The organism is Chitinophaga sp. GbtcB8 (assembly GCF_019091455.1).
In the GTDB taxonomy this organism is placed as follows: domain Bacteria; phylum Bacteroidota; class Bacteroidia; order Chitinophagales; family Chitinophagaceae; genus Chitinophaga.
Genome location: NZ_JAGXJN010000002.1, coordinates 580,493 through 602,656 on the forward strand (window position 1 = coordinate 580,493; position 22,164 = coordinate 602,656).

16 protein-coding genes are annotated in these 22,164 nt (G+C 47.0%); 8 read left to right on the plus strand and 8 right to left on the minus strand.

The genetic code is table 11. The annotated features are described in order from the left end of the window. Window positions 1–125: 125 nt before the first annotated feature. The 6 genes from KVT36_RS05265 to KVT36_RS05290 all read right to left on the minus strand — a co-directional run bounded on the left by KVT36_RS05265 (window position 126) and on the right by KVT36_RS05290 (window position 12,678). Window positions 126–1,853, minus strand: a complete 1,728-nt coding sequence (locus KVT36_RS05265; protein WP_217602448.1) for an ATP-binding protein — start codon at window positions 1,851–1,853, stop codon at window positions 126–128. 292 nt (window positions 1,854–2,145) lie between these two features. Next, window positions 2,146–5,586, minus strand: a complete 3,441-nt coding sequence (locus tag KVT36_RS05270) for a carbohydrate-binding protein (protein WP_217602449.1) — start codon at window positions 5,584–5,586, stop codon at window positions 2,146–2,148. Window positions 5,587–5,712: 126 nt separating this feature from the next. After that, complete coding sequence (locus KVT36_RS05275; protein ID WP_217602450.1) at window positions 5,713–7,161, minus strand: RagB/SusD family nutrient uptake outer membrane protein; 1,449 nt, start codon at window positions 7,159–7,161, stop codon at window positions 5,713–5,715. A gap of 29 nt (window positions 7,162–7,190) precedes the next feature. Further along, entirely contained in the window at window positions 7,191–10,463 is a 3,273-nt protein-coding gene (locus KVT36_RS05280; RefSeq protein ID WP_217602451.1) for a TonB-dependent receptor, read from the minus strand. A 273-nt stretch (window positions 10,464–10,736) separates the two neighbouring features. Beyond that, a complete protein-coding gene (locus tag KVT36_RS05285; protein ID WP_217602452.1) occupies window positions 10,737–11,963 on the minus strand; it encodes a FecR family protein in 1,227 nt (408 codons plus the stop codon). 127 nt (window positions 11,964–12,090) lie between these two features. After that, window positions 12,091–12,678 carry an RNA polymerase sigma-70 factor gene (locus tag KVT36_RS05290; protein ID WP_217602453.1) on the minus strand — a complete coding sequence of 196 codons (588 nt, stop codon included), beginning with the start codon at window positions 12,676–12,678 and terminating at the stop codon, window positions 12,091–12,093. A 319-nt stretch (window positions 12,679–12,997) separates the two neighbouring features. Between KVT36_RS05290 and KVT36_RS33135 the strand changes: the two genes are divergently transcribed. Together KVT36_RS33135 and KVT36_RS05300 are read left to right on the plus strand one after the other, a co-directional pair. Then, window positions 12,998–13,171, plus strand: coding sequence for a four-helix bundle copper-binding protein (locus KVT36_RS33135; protein WP_368670001.1), 174 nt, complete (start codon window positions 12,998–13,000; stop codon window positions 13,169–13,171). Between the two features lie 151 nt (window positions 13,172–13,322). Then, complete coding sequence (locus KVT36_RS05300) at window positions 13,323–14,828, plus strand: hypothetical protein (protein WP_217602455.1); 1,506 nt, start codon at window positions 13,323–13,325, stop codon at window positions 14,826–14,828. Window position 14,829: 1 nt separating this feature from the next. Here KVT36_RS05300 and KVT36_RS05305 read toward each other — a convergent pair whose 3' ends face one another. Together KVT36_RS05305 and KVT36_RS05310 are read right to left on the minus strand one after the other, a co-directional pair. Further along, window positions 14,830–15,084, minus strand: coding sequence for a hypothetical protein (locus tag KVT36_RS05305; RefSeq protein WP_217602456.1), 255 nt, complete (start codon window positions 15,082–15,084; stop codon window positions 14,830–14,832). Then, complete coding sequence (locus tag KVT36_RS05310) at window positions 15,081–15,569, minus strand: DUF1003 domain-containing protein (protein WP_217602457.1); 489 nt, start codon at window positions 15,567–15,569, stop codon at window positions 15,081–15,083. Before KVT36_RS05310 ends, KVT36_RS05305 begins: the two co-directional genes overlap by 4 nt. Window positions 15,570–15,962: 393 nt before the next feature. Here KVT36_RS05310 and KVT36_RS05315 point away from each other — a divergent pair, with 393 nt between their 5' ends. The 6 genes from KVT36_RS05315 (at window position 15,963) to KVT36_RS05340 (ending at window position 21,530) form a co-directional block, all read left to right on the plus strand. Further along, window positions 15,963–16,523 carry an AraC family transcriptional regulator gene (locus KVT36_RS05315; protein ID WP_217602458.1) on the plus strand — a complete coding sequence of 187 codons (561 nt, stop codon included), beginning with the start codon at window positions 15,963–15,965 and terminating at the stop codon, window positions 16,521–16,523. A gap of 95 nt (window positions 16,524–16,618) precedes the next feature. After that, window positions 16,619–16,984 carry a cupin domain-containing protein gene (locus tag KVT36_RS05320; RefSeq protein ID WP_217602459.1) on the plus strand — a complete coding sequence of 122 codons (366 nt, stop codon included), beginning with the start codon at window positions 16,619–16,621 and terminating at the stop codon, window positions 16,982–16,984. Window positions 16,985–17,080: 96 nt separating this feature from the next. Next, window positions 17,081–17,884 (plus strand): nitrogen regulation protein NR(II), encoded by an 804-nt coding sequence (locus tag KVT36_RS05325; protein WP_217602460.1) that lies wholly within the window; start codon window positions 17,081–17,083, stop codon window positions 17,882–17,884. Window positions 17,885–18,426: 542 nt separating this feature from the next. Continuing rightward, the gene (locus KVT36_RS05330) at window positions 18,427–19,722 is read left to right on the plus strand and encodes a hypothetical protein (protein WP_217602461.1); all 1,296 of its coding nucleotides are present in this window, start codon (window positions 18,427–18,429) and stop codon (window positions 19,720–19,722) included. 85 nt (window positions 19,723–19,807) lie between these two features. Further along, the gene (locus KVT36_RS05335; RefSeq protein ID WP_217602462.1) at window positions 19,808–21,013 is read left to right on the plus strand and encodes a hypothetical protein; all 1,206 of its coding nucleotides are present in this window, start codon (window positions 19,808–19,810) and stop codon (window positions 21,011–21,013) included. A 172-nt stretch (window positions 21,014–21,185) separates the two neighbouring features. Beyond that, window positions 21,186–21,530 carry a hypothetical protein gene (locus KVT36_RS05340; protein WP_217602463.1) on the plus strand — a complete coding sequence of 115 codons (345 nt, stop codon included), beginning with the start codon at window positions 21,186–21,188 and terminating at the stop codon, window positions 21,528–21,530. The last annotated feature ends 634 nt before the right edge of the window (window positions 21,531–22,164 follow it).

Sequence of the window (22,164 nt, forward strand, 5' to 3'; positions counted from 1 at the left end):
CTGCCACGGGCATTCATACGAGATGGTTAAAGATTATGGTTATTGAGTACGTGCTGAGCTGAAGCCTAATCACCAACAAGGTAAAGCATTTTAACTAAAATTGCAAAAAGTGCCGCGCGTAGTGTCTAAGCCCGGTGCTCCGGGGCTAGTATAGCCTGAATTATAGTGTCTTTCAGTACTTTATGCAGCTGTTTAAAATCCACCGGTTTTACCAGGCAGCCTGCGGCTCCTGCCTGCAGCAGGTCTTCTTTAATAGCCGTGTCTGCCGAGGTAATGATCACCGGTACATGGGCCAGGTACTTATTGGCTTTCAGGCGCGCCAGCAGCTCCCGGCCTTCCATGCGGGGCAGCCCAATATCGGAAATAATAATATCGAATTGGTCGCAGGTGGCGCGGTATAACCCTTCCATGCCATCCTCCGCCAGTATTACTTCAAAACCTTTACTGTGCAGGTACTTATGCAGGTATTGCTGGCTCATATGGTCATCCTCCACCAGCAGCACTTTACGTCCCTGGAAAATATGATTGTCAATATATTCCGGGTGGCTATCTGCCACAATGATCTCTTTACATTCATGCACCGGCAGGCATATAATGAACATGGTGCCCTTACCCTGCTCGCTGAACACCTGTATATGGCCCTGCAGCTGAAAGGCCAGCTTTTGCGCTATGTTCAAACCCAATCCCGTGCCTTCTGCAAAATTGATGCGCTCCCGGGTAAATTCATCAAACAGGGTGGCTACCTTTTCCCGGCTTATGCCTGCGCCCTGGTCTGCTACTGCAAGGTGCCACTGCCCATTCACCTGGTGCATACTAACGGTAACGGTTGTATTTTTAGGGCTGAACTTAATGGCATTACCTATAATGTTGTTAGCGATCTTGGTAAGCGTGGTTTTGTCCTCATACATCAGGCCGGGCAGCTGTTCCCCTGTTTCTACCTCTATCTGCACCGCTTTGCTGCGGGCCAGGTAGCTGTAAATGTTGCATACTTCCCGGATCCAGCTGCGTATATCAAAGGCTTCGCGTTTTATCTCATCCGGTTTGCCTGCTTCCATTTTACTGCGGTCCTGCACGTTGTTAATAATGCTTAACACGTTATGGCAGGCGTAGTGCAGGTGCTCATTGGTAGCGCTATCCGGCGCATCCATCAGCTTCAGCTGTGCAATGCTGTAAATAGCATTCAGCGGGGTACGGATCTCATGCGTAAGCTCGCGCATAAATACTTTCAGGGAACGGTTAGCGTTTTCCAGCTCACGGGTTTGCCCTTTTACAGCAGTTACCAGCAGCTTGTTGTATTGCAGGTAATGCATTAAGGTAAGCACAGTAATGAACAGTATTACAGCAATGGCGGAGTAATGTACTACCAGCAGCACCGTTGGCGTGAAGGGGAAAGGCGTTACTACCGGGTAAAATTTATTCAGCTCTATTAATACCAGGGAAATGATACCGCCTGTGAGGCTGATGCGCCTTGCCGCGGCGGTTTTCAGGAACAGGAAAGAGGTGACAATTAAGAACAGCGCCAGCCAAAGCCCGTCTATTGCTTTGCCCAGTAACAGGCCAAAATACAGGATAGCTGCATTGAGCACCAGCTGCAGGCCCAGTGCGGCCAGCGCATGTTTTTTATAATAGTTAAGGGCAATGATCAGCACAAAAAGCAGGCTTTCTACCGTGGTGGCTATTAATATAAGCAGGTGCCCGGAAAGGATGTAGAACAGGAGGCCGAAGATCAAACTTAGCACGATCAATGAACAGGCAACCCCATTAACTTTGTTGATGAGTAATTTTTCATGGCGGTCCCTGACCGGGCCGGTACCCATATCGATAACAGTGTAGAGGGTTTTACGTAGGTTCATTTGCACTGCTTAAAGCTAATTAGGAACGGTTATTTGAGTATACGTGGTTTGAGGTGATGAATCTATAATAACCTGTAATGTTTGTTGCTGCTGATCTAAAAAATCCGTTAAACCAAAGTAAACAATTTTAACTGAAAATAAAAAATAATAGCCATGGACACCGATTGCAGTGGGGCCGCAGTATAAATTAAAAGCAAAAAATAAAAATTAAAAAGAGAATGCAGCGGTTAGGTTTAAACCTTACTTCGCTGCATTCCCTTTAATTTTTACCTTTTGCTTTTTTACTTTTCAATTAGTATTTGACCACTTTCAAAGTGAGCTTTTTATGCTCATTTTCTAATTTTAAGAGGTACGTACCCGGTATCAGGGAGCCAATGTGCTGACTAACCCTGGTTTGCCCTTTAGCGAGGGCCCATTGTTTTACCACATTGCCCTGCATATCAAGCAAAGTACATACCCGGTACACCGGTTCCTGCAATTCCAGGGTCAGCTGGTCGGTGGTAGGATTGGGGTACAGCCGCACGCTTTTTACATCGCCGGTTTCAATACCGGTTTTTACACTGCTGTAAGCCATACGGGCAGCGGAGGAATCGGCTGCCGGCGCAGCGCAGTTGCTAATACTGAACCAGTTGAACTTAAAAGTGCCCGATTGCACATGGATGCCTGTATAGGAGAGCGCCGGCAGGGTAATGGTATCTGTAATGGTTTGCCAGGCGCCGCCGGTGGATGGGATATCAACACTGCCAAAGTTATAACCACTATGCCCTACCCATAATTTGGCAGGCGCTGTGGCGGATACCCGGAAGCTGATGGTGTATTTACCCGCTGCAGGCACGTTCAGCGTACTGTAGGCAAACCAGTCGTTTACATGCAGGTTGGTAAAATCCTGCCCGCCGCCCACATCTGTGCAGGTTTCCAGGTAGGGGGTGGTAGCGCGGTTAGAGGCGCTTTCTGCTTCATATTTGTCATTAACAGAGCAGGTATAACCAACAGTTACTGCGGCTGTGGCGCTTACGGCACCACCAGATACTGTTACTACATAGTTGCCCGGCGTGTTACCGGCCGTAAAATTGCCGCCTGCACTAATGGTATTATCTGCGCCGGTGGCCGCCCAGGCAGGAGTGAAGGTGTAAACACTGTCACGCTGATCATATCCTGTAGCTGTAAATTGCTGGGATGCGCCTAAGGGTACAGTAACCGTGTCCGGCGCAAGGGTTATGCGGGTGAGCACCGGGGCTGTGACCACGTGTGCTGTGGCAATACCGCTTACAGCGCCTTCTGTGGCTGTAATGGTATAATCGCCGGCAGCAGGGGCGTTTAACAGGCCATTTGCGCTAATGGTATTGCCTGTACCGGAAACAGACCACACCGGCTGCAGCATAAACACGCTGCTATCCTGTCCGTAACCGGTGGCGGTGAATTGTTTTGTTTCGCCGGTGTTAAGGGTTACCGGATCCGGCTTAACGGCGATGCGTGTTAATGGAATAGAATCTGCGCGTATAAAACGCAGCCAGTTAAAGTTCCAGCCGTCTTTATTAGCGGTGATGCGGATGGTTTTCTGGCCTGGTAATAAACGTACAGGCAATGAGGTTACTGTGCTCCATTTTTGCCAGCCCCCGCTGGCCGGCAGGGTTACTGTTTGCAGGGTTGCGGTATCCAGCTGTATTTTCAGGCTGGAGGCCGTATTTGCCGCCACGCGGAACTGGATCCTGTATTCGCTGCTGTCCGGTACATCAATATCATATTCAAACCAGGTGCCGCTGCCTATGTAGCTCACATCCAGCCCGCCGCCGGTATCGGCGGTTGTTTCTGTACAACAGGCATTGCCATTATCAAAACTTTCCGCCTGTATTTTTGCGGGGATAGGTTTGTAATGGGCTGCACGTTTGTTTGCACGTACTACGCCTGTTTTGGTAACACCGTTTACGGTTACTGTGGCGGTAATTATGGCTGTATCATTCAGGGTGGCCAGCCCGCTGGCGGTAATGCTGTTGCCTGCGCCGGTTATGCTCCATACTGGTGTGGCAGCAATTGGCCGCGCGTTCTGGTCCAGTATTTTGGCAGTGTACTGCTGCGTTTTTCCCGGCAAAAAAGAAAGAGTGGCTGGTGTTACGGTTACCGTATCCAGCACCGGTGTGCCTAATCCTTTCTGGGAAATGCGCACATAATCCACTACCATGCTATCCGGCCAGTCTGCTTCTGCAATAGTACCGCCCATGCCGCCGCCAATGGCCACATTCAGGATCAGGTAAAACGGCTGATCAAAGGGCCAGTCTTTCCAGTCTGTATGCGGGTTGGGATAAGTAAGCACATGTATGCTGTCGTAGCTGAAGGTAATGGAATCTGCGCCCCATTCCATGCTATAGGTATGGTACACGGTATCTGCATCCATCAGCTTCTTATTGGCGGATACCTGGCCGCCGTTGGTCCAGTTGTGGTTTTGTGTGTGCACGGTAGAGAGTACGGTGCCGAAGTTATTGCCTACATGCTCCATCATATCCAGCTCCCCGCTTTTGGGCCAGCCGCCATAGGCGCTGCTGGTAGGCATAAGCCAGATGGCAGGCCAGGAGCCGCGTGCACGGGGCAGCTTGGCGCGCACGTCCACCTTACCGTATTTGAAATCCAGCTTGCCCTGTGTGATCAGGCGGGCCGATGACCAGGGCTCTGCGCTATTGCCGGTAGGGAAATCCTTCCTGCCTTTAATAATGAGCTTACCATCTTTTACAAGCGCATTATCATGCGTGGTATCGGTGTATACCTGCTGCTCTCCATTGATCCATCCTTTAGGCTGCGGGTCTACTTTCCATTTGGCGGCATCGGGCTTGCCGTCTGTATTAAATTCATCTGTAAAGATCACCGTCCAGTTGGGGTTGCCTTCAAATACTACATTGCCTTTTGCCTGGTAGGAAGTGGTGTTGGCGTTTGCCAGCTCGCCCCCGGCTATGTTCAGCTTCAGCGTGGTGCGGGAGTAGTTGGCCGGTGAGCTGCCGCTTAGCGTAATACGTGCGGTAGTATCGTTTATGCGCTGCACGTTACCTATGCTTACGCCTGCGGGCAGGTTGGTGCTGGTCCAGCCGGCAGTGGTTAATACGCTGTCAAATTTACTGCCGCGTACCGTGGCGGTGAGCGTGGCGCCGTTTTCCTGGCCCATTAAAATGCTGGTGTCCTTTAGGGTAATACCAGTGGAGTTGGGGCCCTGCACCAGGTCAAAGTACAGGATGCCATTGGCTTTTTTGCCATCAATAAAATGTACTTCAATGCGATTAAAGTCTGTTCTGTTCTTTACGCTCTGGAAATTGTAAGTAGCTTCTTCCCATTGATTAATATGGCTTACCTTATAGGTAAAGTACACTGCTTTTGAATAGTTGTCGCCGGGTTGCAGCTTAAACATGATCTCGTCCTGCGTGCTGCTGTACACCAGCATTTTAAATATGCTGTTGGCTGCCAGGTCAAAAGAATCTGTAAGGCTGCATCCTGCGCTCATGTATTCAAAGCAGGTAGTGTCTTTGGTGAATTTGGCCACCAGCGGGCTGGGATTCACGGTAGAGATGCTGGGATTGGGCACGCCAAATTCCACTTTGCCGGTAGTGGTATTTCCGGCGTAATAGTTCCACCTGCCGGCGCAGGGGCCATTGCCTTCCATATCATCCAGCAGCAGGAATTGCGCATGGAGCCTGTTGCCACTTAACAGCATGCCAAGCAGCAACACAAAGAGTGTTGAAATGTTTTTCATAACGGGTTTCATTTTTACGTGGGTAAATAGGGACCGACGCAGTTCTGTTACTGCGCCGGTCCCGGGTTTCCTGTTAATACGTGGTTTCTGGCTATTGTTTCATAGGACAATCATCCTGGATTGTTGTTATAAATTCGGGTTCACCAATGCATCTACGCCGGGTATGGGCATCCAGTAACCGGCCTGGGTAATGGGGCCTGCGGGCTGCAGGTCGGCAGGGTCTTTACCGGCATTGGCAGCAGCTACCTGGTCCAGCCGCACCAGGACAAACCAGCGGCTCCGTTCACCGGCAAATCCCCAGGCGCGTTCATTTACCACTGCAGCGGCAAAATCAGCGCCCGTCATATTTGCGGCCAGGGCCGGTAAGCCGGCGCGCTGGCGCACGGCATTCACCGCAGTATATGCGTCTGCGTTAGGTGTGCCTGCAGATCTTGCCTGCGCTTCTGCATAGATCAGCAGCACATGCGCATACCGGATCATGATCACCGGGTTGTTAGACATATACACGGCTTTATCGCCCGCCTGCTGTATGGTGAACTTTTTATAATAAGGGTGTTTGGTGGTGGTTTGCTGCCAGGAAATAGTATCGCCACTTACCACAAATTCAGTAGAGAAAGTAGCATCTTTCCGGGAGCCTGCCGGGAAGTTGTTAAAGAATTTCAGCTCAGGGAAAAAATCGCTCCAGCCGCCTTCATTCTCCGGCATAGTGGAAAGGCCGTAAAAGGAGTTGTAGGTAGACCATTGCCCGCGGGTAAACAGCGTGAACACATCTTCTACGGTGCCACCGGCAAAGATCTTTAAGAACCCATCCTGGTAAAGGTCAAAGCTATAATCTGCTTTATGATCTATCACCTCTTTGGCCTTGGCGGCTGCCATGGCATATTTAGACTGATCTTTCAGCGGCCAGCCGGCTTCCGTGAGATACACATCTGCCAACAGCGCTTTTACGGAGCCTTTGTTAGGCCTTCCCGGATCGCGCTTTTTGTTGGGCACCCATTGTTCCGCCCTTGCCAGATCTTCTTCTATCAGCTTATATACATCAGCAGGTTTGCTTTTGGTAAGGGTCAGGAAGTCCGGTGAATAGATCTCCGAAGGAATAATGGGCACCTCGCCCCAGAGGCGTGTAAGCCAGTAGTAGCTCAGCGCGCGCAGGAAGCTGGCTTCCCCTACAATGGTTTGTATTGTGGCTTCAGTACCATCCTGCACCTGTGTATAATTGTTGATGATGTTGGTGGTGGATTGTATGGTTTTGTAACAGCCCAGCCAGATGGGTGTCATGCGGCTGTTAAGGGAGGTTACATTAAAACGGTCAAACTCCCGGAACTCTTCTTTATTGGAGCCGGGGTGGGTGGTGAGGTCATCGCCGCCCATGGTCATAGCAATTTGCGACACGCTGGTAAAACCGCTGGTCCAGGGTACCATTAAGCTGCCGTATGCGCCGGTGAGCGCTGATTCAAGGCCGGCCTGGCTGCTTAAAGCGGCAGCGCCGCCTACCAGGCCCCTGGGATTTTCCGTTAACTCTTTGCTGCAGCCTGCTGTTAGCAGCAGCAAGGCGGCTATGTATATCTTTTTCATGTGGAGTCGTTTAATCATGTACGTTATATTTAAAAACTAAGGGTAACGCCCCCGGTAATGGTTTTTGCATTCGGATAAGAGCCAAAGTCAATGCCCTGCCGCAGATCGCCTGCATCAGAATTAGCTTCCGGATCTATGCCGCTGTAACCGGTAAAGGTGAACAGGTTGGTGGCGCTCACAAATACTTTAACGCCCAGCACATTTTTTATTCTTGATTTAGGTATATCATAAGACAGGCTCACATTCTTCAACCGCAGAAAATCTGCTTTTTCCAGGAAACGGGTGCTTTGCGTAAAGTTCCGGTTAGTGGTGCTGAAAGCGGGTATATCCGATGTTTCATTAACGCCGGGTATGTAACGGTCTTTGATCTCTGTTAGGGTAGCTTCCCTTGCATCGCCGCCGTAGTACATGGCAGCTGCTTTGTTGTAATTCAGCTTATCAAAGCCTAACAGGCCCTGGAACATCAGGTTAAGGGTAAAGGACTTGTAAGAAACTGTATTGTTCCAGCCAATGGAGGTGCGGGGAATGCCGGTACCTATTACACCGTAGTCGTTGGCATCTATCAGGCCATCACTATTCAGATCCTGGTAGCGGGAATCTCCGGCCTTGGCGCCATACTCTGCTGCCTTTGCATCGCCCGGTTTCCAGGTGCCCAGGTAAGTAAGCCCCCAGATGGCGCCCAGCGGCTGCCCGGGCATTACCACAAACTCTGATTGCGGCGACATGCCACCGCCTATTTTGCGGGTGTTAGGATCAAAGATCATTTTTTTGCCATCACCTATGTATATCACCTTGTTCTTAATGAAGGATACATTCAGGGAGGTGTTCCAGTTAACAGCGCCTTTGTCTATTACAGCAGCTTCCACTGAAAGCTCCCAGCCTTTATTCTGCACTGTACCAACGTTGCGGGTAATAGTATTGCCGCCCAGGTACAGGGGCAGGGTTTCATTCAGCAGCAGGTCGCGCGTTTCTTTCACAAAATAATCTGCCGTAAGATTTACACGGTTGTTAAAGAGGCCTACATCCAGCCCTGCATTTTTTTGCTCGGTGGTTTCCCATTTAAGATCAGGGTTGCCAATGTTGCCCAGCACAATGCCATTCAGAAAAGTGCTGTTAGTAAAGGAGGCTATCCTGTTGGAGTAGGATGAAAAAGTACTGTATGCATTAATACCCTGGCTGCCTGTCAAACCCCAGCTGCCGCGCAGCTTCAGGGTGCTGATCACGGGTACATCCTGCATAAAAGGTTCGTTGCTGATCATCCATCCTGCTGACACAGAAGGAAAATAACCGTACTTATTATTACCCTGGAACTTGGAAGACCCATCGCGCCGCAGGGCGCCGGATACCAAGTATTTATCTTTATAGCCATAGTTAATACGGCCTACCAGCGAGAACAGGCCCGATTTTGAATAACCGGAGCCTGGGCTGCCGGGCGTACCTAATGCCAGGTTATTCCACTGGAAATTTTCGTACGTAAGGTTAGATGTGCCGGCGGATACATAGTTGTACGTAGTTTGCTGGTATTCCATCACCGCTGTAATATCCAGGCTATGCACGTTATTAAATAAGCGGCGATAGTTAAGGGTGTTGGTATTTTGCAGCTTGATCTCTTTGTTGGAGCGGTAGCTGCTGGTAGCTGTGCCGCCATTGGTAACCTTGCCTGCAAAACTTTTGTTATCATAATCAAGATAGTTGATGCCATATTGCAGGTTATAGCTCAGGCCCGGCAACAGCTCAAAACGGAAACCGCCCATCAGGTTAGCCAGCATTCTTTCTGTTACGGCCAGCCGGTCTGTAGTTAAAGCTACCGGGTTATAGAAAAGGGAGCCTACAGGATCACTGATGGTATAGCTGCCATTAGCCTGCCGTACCGGCACAGTGGGCGACCATGTGATGGCCTGCGCCAATGGGCTGCTAGGGCCGTCTGCGGGTATATCTACATTCTGCGCCGTGCTGTAAGAGCCGGTAATGTTCAGGAAGGTAGAGATGCCTTTGGCCAGGTTGGAGTTGATGTTAGACCTTACGGTGTAACGTTTGTAGAATGAATTATTGATCACGCCATCCTGGTCCAGGTAGTTGCCGGAAATAAAGTAGCCGGATTTATCATTACCGCCGGAAAGGCTCAATAAATATTCCTGGCTGGGCGCTGTACGGAAGATCTCATCCTGCCAGCTGGTGCCGCCTTTTGCGCGGTAGTCTGCTACCTGCGCATCTGTAAACGGTTTGGTGGTGCCTACGGCGGTTGCATGTGCATTGGCCGTTTCCGCAAAGTCGCCGGCATTCAGCAGGTCCAGCTTTTTGATAACGGTGGCGGAGGAGTAACGGCTGGTAAAGTTCACCTTTAAACCGCCCTTGCTGCCTTTTTTAGTGGTAACGAGGGTAACGCCATTGGCTCCGCGGCTGCCGTAAATGGCAGTTGCAGAGGCATTTTTCTGCACCTGTATGGATTCAATGTCGTCCGGGATAATGGAAAAAAATTCTGCTCCTACAAAGCCATCTACTACATATATGGGACCGTTATCCAGGCTAATGGAATTGGCGCCGCGTATGCGTATTCTTACACTACCGCCCGGAGAGCCGGCTGCATTGGTTACCTGCACACCGGCGGCCCTGCCCTGTAACACCTGGTCCAGGCGGTTCACCGGCTGATCCTTGAATGCAGCTGCTGAAACGGATGTAATGGAATTGGTAAGCGAGCCTCTTTTCTGTTCGCCATAACCTACCACCACCAGCTCATTCATGTTGGAGGCGGAAGGTTGCAGCGTAACAGATACTTCATTTTTGCCGGATACCGGTATCTCTTCTTTATTATAGCCGATGGATGAAACGATCAGTATGGCATTGCCGGCGGGTACGGTAATGGTGTATTCACCATTTTCATTGGTTACCACGCCGCGGGTGGTGCCTTTCAGCTGTACGGTTACACCGGGCAGCGGCTCGCCTTTTTCATTGGTGATGCGGCCTTTTATTTCCTGGTCCGGCGGTGCAATTTCAGGTGGCGCCTGCAGCGCTTTGCGCTTAATAATGATCACCTTATCAGAGATGCTGTAGGTAAGCGGCTGCCCCTGGAAACAGGCGTCCAGCGCTGTTTGCAGGGAGGCGTTCTTCAGCTCCAGGCTCACTTTCGGAAGGTGCTGCAGCTGTTCATCCGTATACAGGAAGGCGTAACCGGTTTGCTTCCGGATCTCTTTAAAGACCTGGTCCAGGGAAATATTCCGTTGCGAAAGGGTAACTGTTTGTGCATACCCGGCCGCATGTACCTGCAGCAGGGTGATGGTCATCAAAAGCACCGTTAATTTCATGATCAGGAATGTTTTTACTAATAATCGTGGAAATGTTTTGCCCCACGCGAGCCTTCTTGGCCCGCTTTGGGAAAAAAGCGTCAATTGCATACATTTGTATGGTTTGGGTTGATAATGAAAATTGCCGTAAGCGATTGTAATTACAGGCCTGAATTGACCGGGGGCGCCGCGAACGCTCCCGGTTTTTTTTGACCTTCAGAGATTAGGTGTAGGAATAAACATTAAGGACTCATGTGTTCAGTTTTTTAACGTAGTATTTTTAAGTGGCATAGATCAGGGCGATACGATCAGCTGTTTCCCCTTTATTTCAAAGTGTACTTCTCCGGTTAGCTCCATCATTTTTAATACCTGTGATACGGGCACATTCCTGGGTATAATGCCCCGGAAGTGCGCAGCCACAGGCGCTTTGTAAACCACCTCCACATCGTACCAGCGGGCTATGAGCCGCATGGCGGAGGTAATGTCGTTGCCTTCCAATTGTATAAAGCCGTTTTTCCAGGCTACTGCTTCTTCTGTATTTGTATTGTCCTGCAGAGTGAGTGTACGTTGTTGCTTATCCAGGCTGGCGCCCTGGCCGGGACGCAGCTGTTTGCTGCTGCCATGGCTGTTTACGCGTACCGCGCCTTCCAGCAGGGTGGTTTTAACCTGCTGCTCATCTTCATACGCCATAATATTGAAATGGGTACCCAGCACTGCTACCTGCATGCTATCCGGGCTGCCGTTGGTATGGGTAAGCACATTTACCCGGAAAGGTTTGGCGGCATTGGCGGCTACTTCAAAATAAGCTTCGCCGCTCAGCTCTACCAGCCGGCTGGTGCCGGTAAATGCAGTGGGATATTTTAAGGTGCTGGCAGCATTGAGCCATACTTTGGTGCCATCCGGTAAGGTTACCTGGAACTGGCCGCCGCGTGGCGTGCGCAGGGTATTGTATTGTGTAAGCGCGGTGCTGCCCGCTGTTTGCTGCGTGTAGGTAAGCTGTCCTGCGCCGGGTTTGGAAACCTTTGTATTGCCTTGTTGCGCCAGCAGGCCATTGGCGGTGCTATCCAATGACATCTGGGTACCATCTGCCAGGATCAGCACTGCTTTATTGCCACCGGGGGCAACATCATGGGCAGGCGCCGGCGTAACGGCCGCCAGCGGGGCAGGAGCGGGCTTTTGTAATAACCAGTACGCCCCTCCGGAGAGCAGTACCGCGCCGGTGATAACGGCTGCTGCCATCCACCCGCGCCGGCGCTGTGGTATTGGTATTACGTTGCCGGCAGGCATTTCCTCCGGGCGGTCAGCAGCCAGTATATTATTGGCTACCTGGTCCCAATAGGTTTCGTCATATTCTGCTGTTCCGGGCGGAAGATCTTTACGCAGCAGCATTTCCACCAGGCGGGCGGTATCGCCGCTTTGGTCGGCCTGAACCAGGTCCGACAATTCCTGTAACTCTGCAACGGTAGCGGTCTGACGCACAGCCTGTTGCAACAGGTATGCTAAACGGTCTTGTATAGACAATTTGTTGGTTGTTTAAATGTTAAACGTGGCAATCTCATAAACGTAGAATCCGGCATCGCGGAAAGTCCCCCTGTATTAACAGACGCGTAAGTAAACAATTAGGACCTATGGAAAAGAAAAATTTTTTTCAGGCTGTGAGCAGCCATATTATAAGTGTGGGAAAAAGGTAGCCGGACAGCTCCAGCTGTTTGCGGATAAACTGTAAGGACCTTACCAGGGAATTTTTAACGGTATTGGGGGAAATGGAAAGCTCACGGGCGATCTCCGGTATTTTCAGGCCCTTATCCCGGCTTAGCAGGTAAATACGTTTAGCCTGCGGCGGTAGCTGTGCAGCGGCCATGCTTACCTGTTTGAGCATGGAATGGTAGATGATGCTTTCCTCTGTGGTGCTGATGTGCTCCTCTGCCGCGGCGTGGGTGCTAATGGCATCCATTACTTTATGATGCACGGCCTGTTTGCGCAGGTAGGAGAATGATTGATGGAAAACAATACGCAGCAGCCAGGAGTGCGGGTTTTCTATTTCAAGCAGCTTATCGCGGCTGATCCATATGCGCAGAAAGGTTTCCTGGATAATATCGTCTGTAATGGCGGGGGCTTTGGTCAGGTGGAGGATGAGGGGGCGCAGCTCGGGAACATACCTGCGAAAGAGCTGCCGGAAAGCGGATTCGTTGCCTTCCGAGATCAGCTGGAATAGTTCCTTATCATTATACTGCATGTGCATACCATTGAGACGCCTTGCGCTAAAAGTAGGAAAATTTATTAATAATCGTTTATGAGAACAAGGGAACTCCGCACTATAATTGGCCGCGATATTGCGGCATAATAACAAATACGATTGTTTAACCTGTAATACATTTCTTATGACCAATCAACAGTATCAACAATGCCTGGAAGCCTGCCAGGCTTGTGCTACCGCCTGCCACCAATGCGCTGTGGCCTGTTTGAATGAAAAAGATGTGGAAATGCTGAAGACCTGTATCCAGCTTGATCTTGAGTGTGCTGTGATCTGTAATGCCGCTGCCACTGTAATGAGCATGGAAGGCCGGTTCAGCGATCAGCTTTGCCGCGTATGTACCGACATTTGTAATGCCTGTGCGGATGAATGCGAAAAACATGCTCAGCACGGCATGGAGCATTGTAGACGGTGCGCCGACATGTGTAGAAAATGCGCGACTGCCTGTGAGGAGATGGCGGCTGTGGGGCATTAAGGGAAGTTATTTTATTAAAGCGGGGCAGCGGCTCCGCTTTTTTTGTTTGGGTGCTATTACCACCTTGTCTTTTGTTCATCGAGGATTGTTTGTTAATGCCGGAAATAATATCTTCTTTTGGGGGTAGAATTACATCAAGCAAACTACCCAAATGAGATCCACATCCTCCAAACCATTGCTTTGGGCTGTATTCATTATCTACGTAATGTTGTTCTGCTTCGCTATGTACCGCCACGAGCTTTGGGGCGATGAATACCATAGCTGGAACATTGCGAAAGCCAGTAAAAACGTGTGGGAGCTGCTCAGCAATATCCGTTATGAAGGGCATCCGCCTTTATGGTACCTGATCCTTTTTACCATCTCAAAGTTCACGCATAACCTGGGCGGCATACAGGCGGTACACCTGTGTATTGTTATAGTAGCTGTTTACATATTGCTGCTGCATTCCGATATACCTGTTGCAAGCCGGATATGGATGCCATTTGGCTATTACTTACTGTTTGAGTTCACCCTCTTAAGCCGGAACTATGCCATTGGCCTGCTGCTGGCTTTTTGCATTTGCATGATCATACGCCGGCAGTTCGGGGGTAAGCTGTTAGTATATTACCTGCTGCTGTTCTTATTAACCAATACCCATTTGCTGGGCATATTCCTGGCCGGCAGCCTGCACCTGTACTTCTTAATATACTGCGCAGAACAAAAAGAGAAAGCCGGCTTAGTGATTTTACATGGTGTGCTGGGGATATTACTGGTCATCCCGGCGCTAAGCTTTGTTTTTCCGCCAGCGGACAGTGTGTTAAACCCGCAATTCTTTAGCAACAAGTGGCAGCTAAAACAGCAGGCAGCCACTATTGTACTGGCGCCGTTGCGGGCGCTGATGCCCATACCCGTATGGTGGGACGGCCATTTCTGGAATACTCAATTCCTGATAGATGCACAACGGCAGTTCCCGGTGTTAAAGATCGTTAACCCAATTTTTTCATTAGGCTTACTGGTGCTGGTATTTTTTATACTCCGTGGTAACAAGAAAAGCCTGCTCCTGTTTGGCGTGAATCTATTGCTCACCTTTGCTACTGCTGCTATTTTTCCTTTAACCAGCGCGCGTTACGTAGGATTTATTTATATCGGGTTTATTGTGGCGTATTGGTTACATGCCAGTGAAACGCCTACTACCCTTGGGGCGCGTAGATTGGCAGGTATTTTATTGGCATTGCAGCTGGCCGGTGGCGCGATCGCTGTTACAAAGGATATCCGTTATCCTTTTTCAAATGCTTACAGAGCACATGGGTTATTTTCGGAAGTACCGCCCAGTGACAAAATAGTTACAGATTACTGGTGTTTGAATGTATTATCCGCTTTTGTAGATAAACCTTTTTATTGCGTGGACCTGGGCCAGGAGGTAACTTTTTTGAAGTGGAAGGCGGATGTGTTTAAGACTGTTATTAGTGGTGAAAGTGCGCATTATGATGGTATGATGAAGTACATGGCGGATAATAATTTGCGGTATGTGTATTTCATGACTATTTATTCGCCGGAGGCACTGCGTAAGCTGGATCCGCAGTTTGTGGATTGTTTTAAGCTGGAGCTGATAGATAAAAGGGAGGGAGCGATAGAGAAGTATGGGGATCTGTATTTGTATAGGGTGAGGGAGAAGTAATTCATGCCGGCCTTGTTATCCCATAATTCCCGGCTATATTTTTTGAATGAGTTCTGACATAATTCCGTATCTGACCTTTAAGCGTATCAAAATATTCTGTAAGATCAGCAGAGGAGATCTCATCATCTATTTTATTGGAAAGGAATAAAGGCGTTTCATCTAAAAATGTATACAGCTCCGGGTAGTTCATTCCCATTTCTGTGGTAAGGCGAATGATGGCCTGCATTAACTGGTTTTTTGAAAACGTATTACTCATAATACATGATTTTGCTTGTCAAACTTTTCATGCAATTCCTGCAAGAGCTTTATTTCTACCGATTGTACTTCCATTAAGCTTTGAAGCTGTTCCTCCATTAACATGTCTATTTTCTGATGCAGGTTGCGTATTTCAATTTCTGATTTCAGGTTAATGAGGTAATCATTTTCGGCTCGCTTCCGGTCTGTATTTTCCTTTCTGTTCTGGCTCATCATAATAATGGGCGCCTGCAGAGCGGCCATACAGGAAAGCACTAAATTCAATAATATAAATGGGTAAGGATCAAAAGCAGTTCTCTTAATAACAGCATTATTTGAGAAAATCCAAAGTGCTAAAATGATGGCGGATATAATAATAAATTTCCAGCTACCGCCGAATAAAGCAACTTTGTCGGAAAGCTTTTCTCCCGGAGATAAAATTTCCTTTGCCGGATGTTGCAGCTGGTCAACAATTAATTTTTCTTCCTTAATGGCATCTTCAACCATCTGGCGCAGCTTTTTCTGCCGCTCGTCTTTTGAATAATTTAATTCATTCAGACTGTTAACATAAGTATCCATTTCATAATTTTTAATTATTACAACAATCTTCCAACGCCTTTCTGAAATGCAAGCAGATCGTACAAGTGAAGGTATGCGGATATTCCTGGCGGGTAGCGGTGGGTATTATATCAATGATACTCTAAAGGTATGAACAATTACCGGGTTATGGCCAACTTACTTTATATGGAAGGTCTTTGCACATAATCAATTGCACAGAAATAGCCGGGTAAGGAAATTTATACCTATATTTAAGCAGATTCTACCGGCATATCCGGTTCTCCATCCTCTCCCCAGCACTGTCGTTCATATAAGTAAAAACACCTTATTAATTAAAAAAACTTGAAGCTCTATATTAAAAATATGGTCTGTATCCGCTGTAAAATGGTCTTGAAAGACGAACTGACCAAATTGGGATTGCATTATACGGCGGTGGAATTAGGCGAAGTAGAAGTTGTGGAGAATATGTCAATCAAACAGCATGACCAGCTCAAGGCCGGCCTGTTGAAGTGGGGGCTTGAGTTAATGGATGATAAAAAGAGCGTATTGATCCAGAAGATAAAAAATGTGATCGTTGAATTGGTGCATTATTCAGAGGAACCCCTGACCGTAAATTTTTCCGAATTTTTAAGCTCAAAACTAAACCACGACTACACCTATCTTTCCAATCTTTTTTCAGAAGTACAGGGCATTACCATCGAAAAGTTCATTATTACCCATAAAATTGAGCGCGTAAAAGAATTGCTGGTGTACAATGAGCTTAATCTCACCCAAATCGCCGCACTGTTGCATTATAGCAGCGTGGCGCATCTTTCCACCCAGTTCAAGAAAACAACCGGCCTGACCCCTTCCCATTTTAAACAGCTTAAGGAGAAAAGACGCTCCATGCTGGACGATGTGTGAATAATGAAACATATTTATGGAGTTCTGTAATGCTTACCGGTAAAAAGAGTAGGACCTTTGTGGTTGATCCTGACGATTAAATAAAACTTTACATTATGGATAATGAGCATAAATACGGCAAGCCTGAATTTGCAGAACTCGAAAAATCAAAATCACACATCATAGTTGAAATTATAGAGTATATGGCTAATGCAGTGGTGATTAAGACTATTATCAGGAAATCAACCGGTAATATCAGCATCATGTCTTTTGACAGTGGAGAAGGGTTAACGGAGAAAACCTCTCCCTTTGACACTTTTGCCCAGATCATTGAGGGCAAGGCGGAGATCGTAATTGACCGGATCTCACATAACCTGGAATCGGGCCAGGGGATTATTATACCTGCCCATGCGCCCAATTTCATACAACCAAACGGGCGGTTTAAGATGATCTTAACCATTATTAAAAGCGGGTATGAATAAGGGGAATAACCTGTGAATTATATAATTAATTCATAGCTTCCTATAACAGATATAGGGTTAAATATGTGCATCTTTACTTCGATAAATTCCTGAATAATGAAAACACTCACCGTTCGCACCAAAACCAGCGCCCTGGCTAGTCACGATTCATATATTGATTTTGCAAACCACCTGATCTCAACAGATCGCCAGAGCCGCTACCCCACGCCATCGGCGCCTAAGAAAGTGAAGGATTATCCCATTCAGTTTTTAACAGCCATGGCGCATGAGCTTAGGAACCCTTTAACCAATATCAATTTATCCATTGGAATGATTGAATCCGTAATAAAGAACGATGACCTGAAAGTATACCTGGATATTATTATGCGCAGCTCAATCCGGATCAATGATCTGATCACCGGGCTGCTTAAATACCAGCAGGAAGAGGACGTACCGGCAGCACAATATTCCGTTCATCAGCTGCTGGATGAAGTACTAGAAACGGCCGGGGATCGCATCACACTTAAGCATATTGAGGTTATAAGGAATTATGCTATCCAGGATTGCAAGATAAAAATGAACAGGCTGAGAATGAAGATTGCACTGACCAATATTATTATTAATGCCATTGACGCAATGACTTCGGGAAAAGGAATACTGGAGCTGAGCACTAAATCAGTGTACGGTAAATATTTCATCCGGATAGAAGATAATGGATGCGGGATCAGTAAGGCGAACATGAAGAATATATTCAAACCCTATTTTACGAACAAACAAGGCGGATTAGGCATTGGGTTGTCAACTACATATGAGATCCTTGAGTCAGATCATGTAGGGATAGATGTAAAGTCAAAAGTGGGCGAGGGAACATGTTTCAGTCTTTTGTTTGATAAGAATTATCAGTATGGTGTTTTTGAGTAGGAGCGTTAATGGAGAATCACATTGTTTTGGACCTGCATTGTTTTTTTAAGCGGAATAACTAAAAAGTGTGCAAGCGGTAAGCCGGATTTTAGTTCAAAGCCATAGTGCGAGGTGGGGTAAGAATGTTATATGACAGATGAATTGTATTTGTTTAATTTTTATGTAATCATGACGTTGGTAAGCTGAGAAAAAATATTTTCTTTTACATCCGAAACTATACCTGGAAAGTAATGTTGTTACCCATAAGTGCATAAACCCATACTTTCTGCTGCATGTTTTCATAAGCGATCATCGTTACCCTATTTGTGGATGTTGAGAGTGCTGTACTATGCCCGCGCATTAGATCCCTTAATAAAGTAGCGTACATGCCTTACCATGAAAGAGCATCAACGGTTAGCCATTGGTTGATCTGTTCTGCTATCATATTCCTGTGCCTGATAAGCGGTTATGTTGCGCAAGCACAAACCACTGATAGTACTGCTATCGCGGTAGCCCAAGTGCCTGCTAAATACTTCTCGCAGGTGACTGGTAAGTCCCGAAAAATGCAGCAAGAGGTCAACCAACGTACAGCCAAAGCCTTGCAACGCCTGCAGCGGCAGGAAAAGAAAATGCAATCCAGACTGGCTAAGATCGATTCCGTTGCTGCGAAGAATATTTTCAGTCATTCCATTGATTCACTAGGTAGTTTAAGATCAAACCTGCAGCAAAAAGCAGGGAAATATAATCCATCTGCCTTAGGTGCTAATTACTCCGGTTACCTGGATACGCTGCAAAATTCTCTATCCTTTCTTAAAGGCGCTAAAGATCTTGGTGGCCAGTCCAAAGCCTTACAAGATAAGGTAAGCGGCTCTCTTAAAAGTGTGCAGGACCTGCAGGCAAAATTTCAACAGGCAGAGCAAATTAAAGCTTACATCCGCGAACGCCGGCAGCAGTTGAAGGCACAGCTGGAACAATACACCGGCTTCACCAAAGACCTCCGGAAATACAACAAGGAAGCTTATTACTACGGACAACAGCTAAAGGAGTATAAAGAGGTCCTCAAAGACAAAAAGAAAGCAGAAGCCAAAGCCATGGAGGTTCTGAAGAAAGTACCCGCCTATAACGACTTCCTGCAGAAGCATTCCCAGCTGGCAGGTTTGTTCAACCTCTCCGGTAGCAGCAACACCGCGCAAAAGCTGGAAGGCCTGCAAACCCGTAACCAGGTGGAGCAGCTCATACAACAACGTTTAGGCGGCAGCGGGCCGGATGCACGTGCTGCCGTAAGCCAGCAGATGTCGCAGGCACGGGAGCAGTTCAATGAGCTGAAGAAGAAATTCCCGGATGTAGATAATGCTGCTGATATGCCGGACTTTAAGCCTAATGAAATGAAAACCAAAAGCTTTCTACAGCGGCTGGAGTTCGGTGGCAACATGCAGTTCGCGCGCTCTACACAATTCTATCCTACTACCAGTGACATTGCCGGGCAGGTAGCGTATAAATTCCATAAGAATGGGACTGCTGGCTTAGGTGCCGCTTACAAACTTGGTATGGGTACGGGCTTTGACAATATCCGTTTTTCCAGCCAGGGCATGGGATTGCGCTCTTTCCTGGATTGGAAGCTGAAAGGCACCATTTATGTAAATGGCGGCTTTGAGGAGAATTATACCAGCAACTTCCAGAATACGCAGCAGTTGAAGAGTATAGATAACTGGCAGGGGAGTGCGTTGATCGGTATTAGTAAGAAGTACAAGATTAACAGTAAGCTGAAAGGCAATGTTATTTTGCTGTATGACTTTTTATATAATCAACATGTGCCCAGAACGGATCCTATTAAATTAAGATTGGGATATAATTTTTGAGTATGCAGATAGTATGCGTAGTATAAGAAGAATTTTGACGTTTATGCCAAACGGTTTTGATGACGAATTTTATAATCCCTTACATATGAAGCAGTATATCCCTGTTCTAGTGGTAATATGTTTGTTACCCTTATTTAGCCAGGCACAAACTACTCAAACCTTTGATAAGGTTGGTATAGGCATAACACCAATTAATCTGCTGCATGTTGTTTCTGCTACAGAGGCTACATCAGGCAGTATTAACACCTATGATGTGAATATAAGCCAGGGCGGCAGCGCATTGGCATTGGGGGGTAATGCCACTTACAGTTATTTACAGAGCTTTAATTCAAAACCCCTGCAGATCAACCTGGCAGGCAACAATACTTTGCTGAATGCAGCGGGTTTAGGAAATGTAGGGATAGGTACTGTCAGTCCTGCTTTCCCCTTGCATGTGGTAACCGCTTCCGGAGCATCCGGTATTACAGCCCAAAGTACAGTTGCCTATTCCACCAATAGCGGAGCTTTTGTAAGATTGTACAATAGCGGCACGCCAACTGTCGCTAACCAGCGCTTAGGCGGCGTACTGTTTGGCTCTAACCCAGCCGCGGGTGTCTACAGAACAGGAGCGCAGATAGAGGCTATAACGGGCGATGCCTGGACGGATGGTACTGCTCACGCTTCAATGCTCCGTTTCCTGACTGCAGGACTAGGCAGCTCTGTTATTACAGAACGCATGCGCATTAACGGTGAAGGCAATATCCAGGTACAGCAGGGTACCCAGTTTGGAGTAGCCCTTACTGACCGTTTTACCTATGATGGTAAGATACAGCCACAATATGGCATACAATGGCTAATGGATAGCTGGAGTACAAGCGGGCCTACATTATGGGCAGCCGCGTATGGAGGAATGAAATTCTTTACCCAGGGTACTTCAAGGATGATCATTACCGGCAGCGGTAACGTAGGCATTGGTACGGAAGATACCAAGGGGTATAAGTTTGCCGTAAATGGAGATGCCATGTTTACCAAAATAAAAGTGAAAACCTATACTTCCTGGCCTGACTATGTATTTGCAGACGATTATCAATTACCAGCTTTGTCTGAGTTAGCCGGCTATATACAGCAGCACAAACACCTGCCGGATATGCCAACTGCTGCAGAAGTAGAAAAGGAGGGACTGGATGTAGCGGAAATGAATAAAAAACTGCTGCAGAAAGTGGAAGAACTGACTCTTTACCTGTTGAAGATGGAGCAGCAGCACCGGGAACTGAAAGAGGAAATAGAAATATTAAAAAACAAGATTAATTAATAAGATGAAATCCCGTATTATTCTTTTCAGGGACATTATCATTGGGATGATGTTTTTGATGAAACCGGACGGTTAATAGGACACGGACCTGAGAATCCACATGGTGATATAATGCATCTGCAGATTCATAATGAGGCTGGAGAGGTAACAAGAATATTTTTTAATTAATTGTATGGAGAAAACTTTTGACCTAGCAGTTTATAACCGATTAAAGGGCGGAGGACATATTGCCGCAGAAATTGATCCAAGTTGTGATCAATATAGAAGATGGGTTGCCATTTATAAACCCCAATCAGCACCTATAAACAAAAATGTTCCTGAACATTTGTATCTGATCCGGGACTTTGAACTTGAGAAAGACAAGATAGGTGAATTTACAGGTGATGAGGATTTAATCATGCATAATAAAAAAAAATATTATGTAAATAGCGAGGAAGAACTTTTTGAAAAGTTAAAATCAGAAAACATTGATCCGGGAAAATTTACCTCTCCTTGGAGATGTGATTACCCATTATAATTGATATACTACACAATCTGCAGATTTTGCTGCAGATTGTGTAGTATATTATCATTTAAGTGGGTAACCAGGCTCTATCATTCGTGTGGTTTCATCGAAATAATTCTATCATTTTTCTGCCACACTGCCCCTTCTCCCATATCCTCATCCCCAAAAATGGTACCCATGCAAAAATAAGAGTAGCCAATAACTGCGTCCAATAATTTTTCCTGACTTAAACAACGAAAACGCCGCACCAGAAATTGCTGTTGGTATTATGAACAAGGTTGTAGCCTCAGCATATGGGACCTGTCTTGGAGTTCAAAATTGTAAGAGAAGTCACCACAAAAATTGCATTGCCTACAACAAAATTTGAAATTTTCTTATCATATTTCATTTGGTTGATGGTTGCAGATATTAACCATGGCCAGCATCTACTGGCAAAAATCATTACAACAGCTTTACCTGTTAGCTATCTAATTAATAACAGACTTACCCCAAACGTCTCATTCCTTATCTAGCTTGCCTAACTAAATTTTATAAATAAAAGCTAAGCACATCCATATAGTGTTATTAATTATACTTCGTAAGTTTTCAGAAAATCCTGCAACTAACAAACTGAAGTCAGTAGATTAGCTTACTCATTCCAACAAAA

Excerpts from the sequence above, each read along its gene's own strand:
- KVT36_RS05265 (WP_217602448.1), bottom strand. The coding sequence starts at position 1,853 with ATGAACCTACGTAAAACCCTCTACACTGTTATCGATATGGGTACCGGC.
- KVT36_RS05270 (WP_217602449.1), bottom strand. The coding sequence starts at position 5,586 with ATGAAAAACATTTCAACACTCTTTGTGTTGCTGCTTGGCATGCTGTTA.
- KVT36_RS05275 (WP_217602450.1), bottom strand. The coding sequence starts at position 7,161 with ATGAAAAAGATATACATAGCCGCCTTGCTGCTGCTAACAGCAGGCTGC.
- KVT36_RS05280 (WP_217602451.1), bottom strand. The coding sequence starts at position 10,463 with ATGAAATTAACGGTGCTTTTGATGACCATCACCCTGCTGCAGGTACAT.
- KVT36_RS05290 (WP_217602453.1), bottom strand. The coding sequence starts at position 12,678 with ATGCAGTATAATGATAAGGAACTATTCCAGCTGATCTCGGAAGGCAAC.
- KVT36_RS33135 (WP_368670001.1), top strand. The coding sequence starts at position 12,998 with ATGGAAGGCCGGTTCAGCGATCAGCTTTGCCGCGTATGTACCGACATT.
- KVT36_RS05300 (WP_217602455.1), top strand. The coding sequence starts at position 13,323 with ATGAGATCCACATCCTCCAAACCATTGCTTTGGGCTGTATTCATTATC.
- KVT36_RS05305 (WP_217602456.1), bottom strand. The coding sequence starts at position 15,084 with ATGAGTAATACGTTTTCAAAAAACCAGTTAATGCAGGCCATCATTCGC.
- KVT36_RS05310 (WP_217602457.1), bottom strand. The coding sequence starts at position 15,569 with ATGGTTGAAGATGCCATTAAGGAAGAAAAATTAATTGTTGACCAGCTG.
- KVT36_RS05320 (WP_217602459.1), top strand. The coding sequence starts at position 16,619 with ATGGATAATGAGCATAAATACGGCAAGCCTGAATTTGCAGAACTCGAA.
- KVT36_RS05325 (WP_217602460.1), top strand. The coding sequence starts at position 17,081 with ATGAAAACACTCACCGTTCGCACCAAAACCAGCGCCCTGGCTAGTCAC.
- KVT36_RS05330 (WP_217602461.1), top strand. The coding sequence starts at position 18,427 with ATGCAGCAAGAGGTCAACCAACGTACAGCCAAAGCCTTGCAACGCCTG.
- KVT36_RS05335 (WP_217602462.1), top strand. The coding sequence starts at position 19,808 with ATGAAGCAGTATATCCCTGTTCTAGTGGTAATATGTTTGTTACCCTTA.
- KVT36_RS05340 (WP_217602463.1), top strand. The coding sequence starts at position 21,186 with ATGGAGAAAACTTTTGACCTAGCAGTTTATAACCGATTAAAGGGCGGA.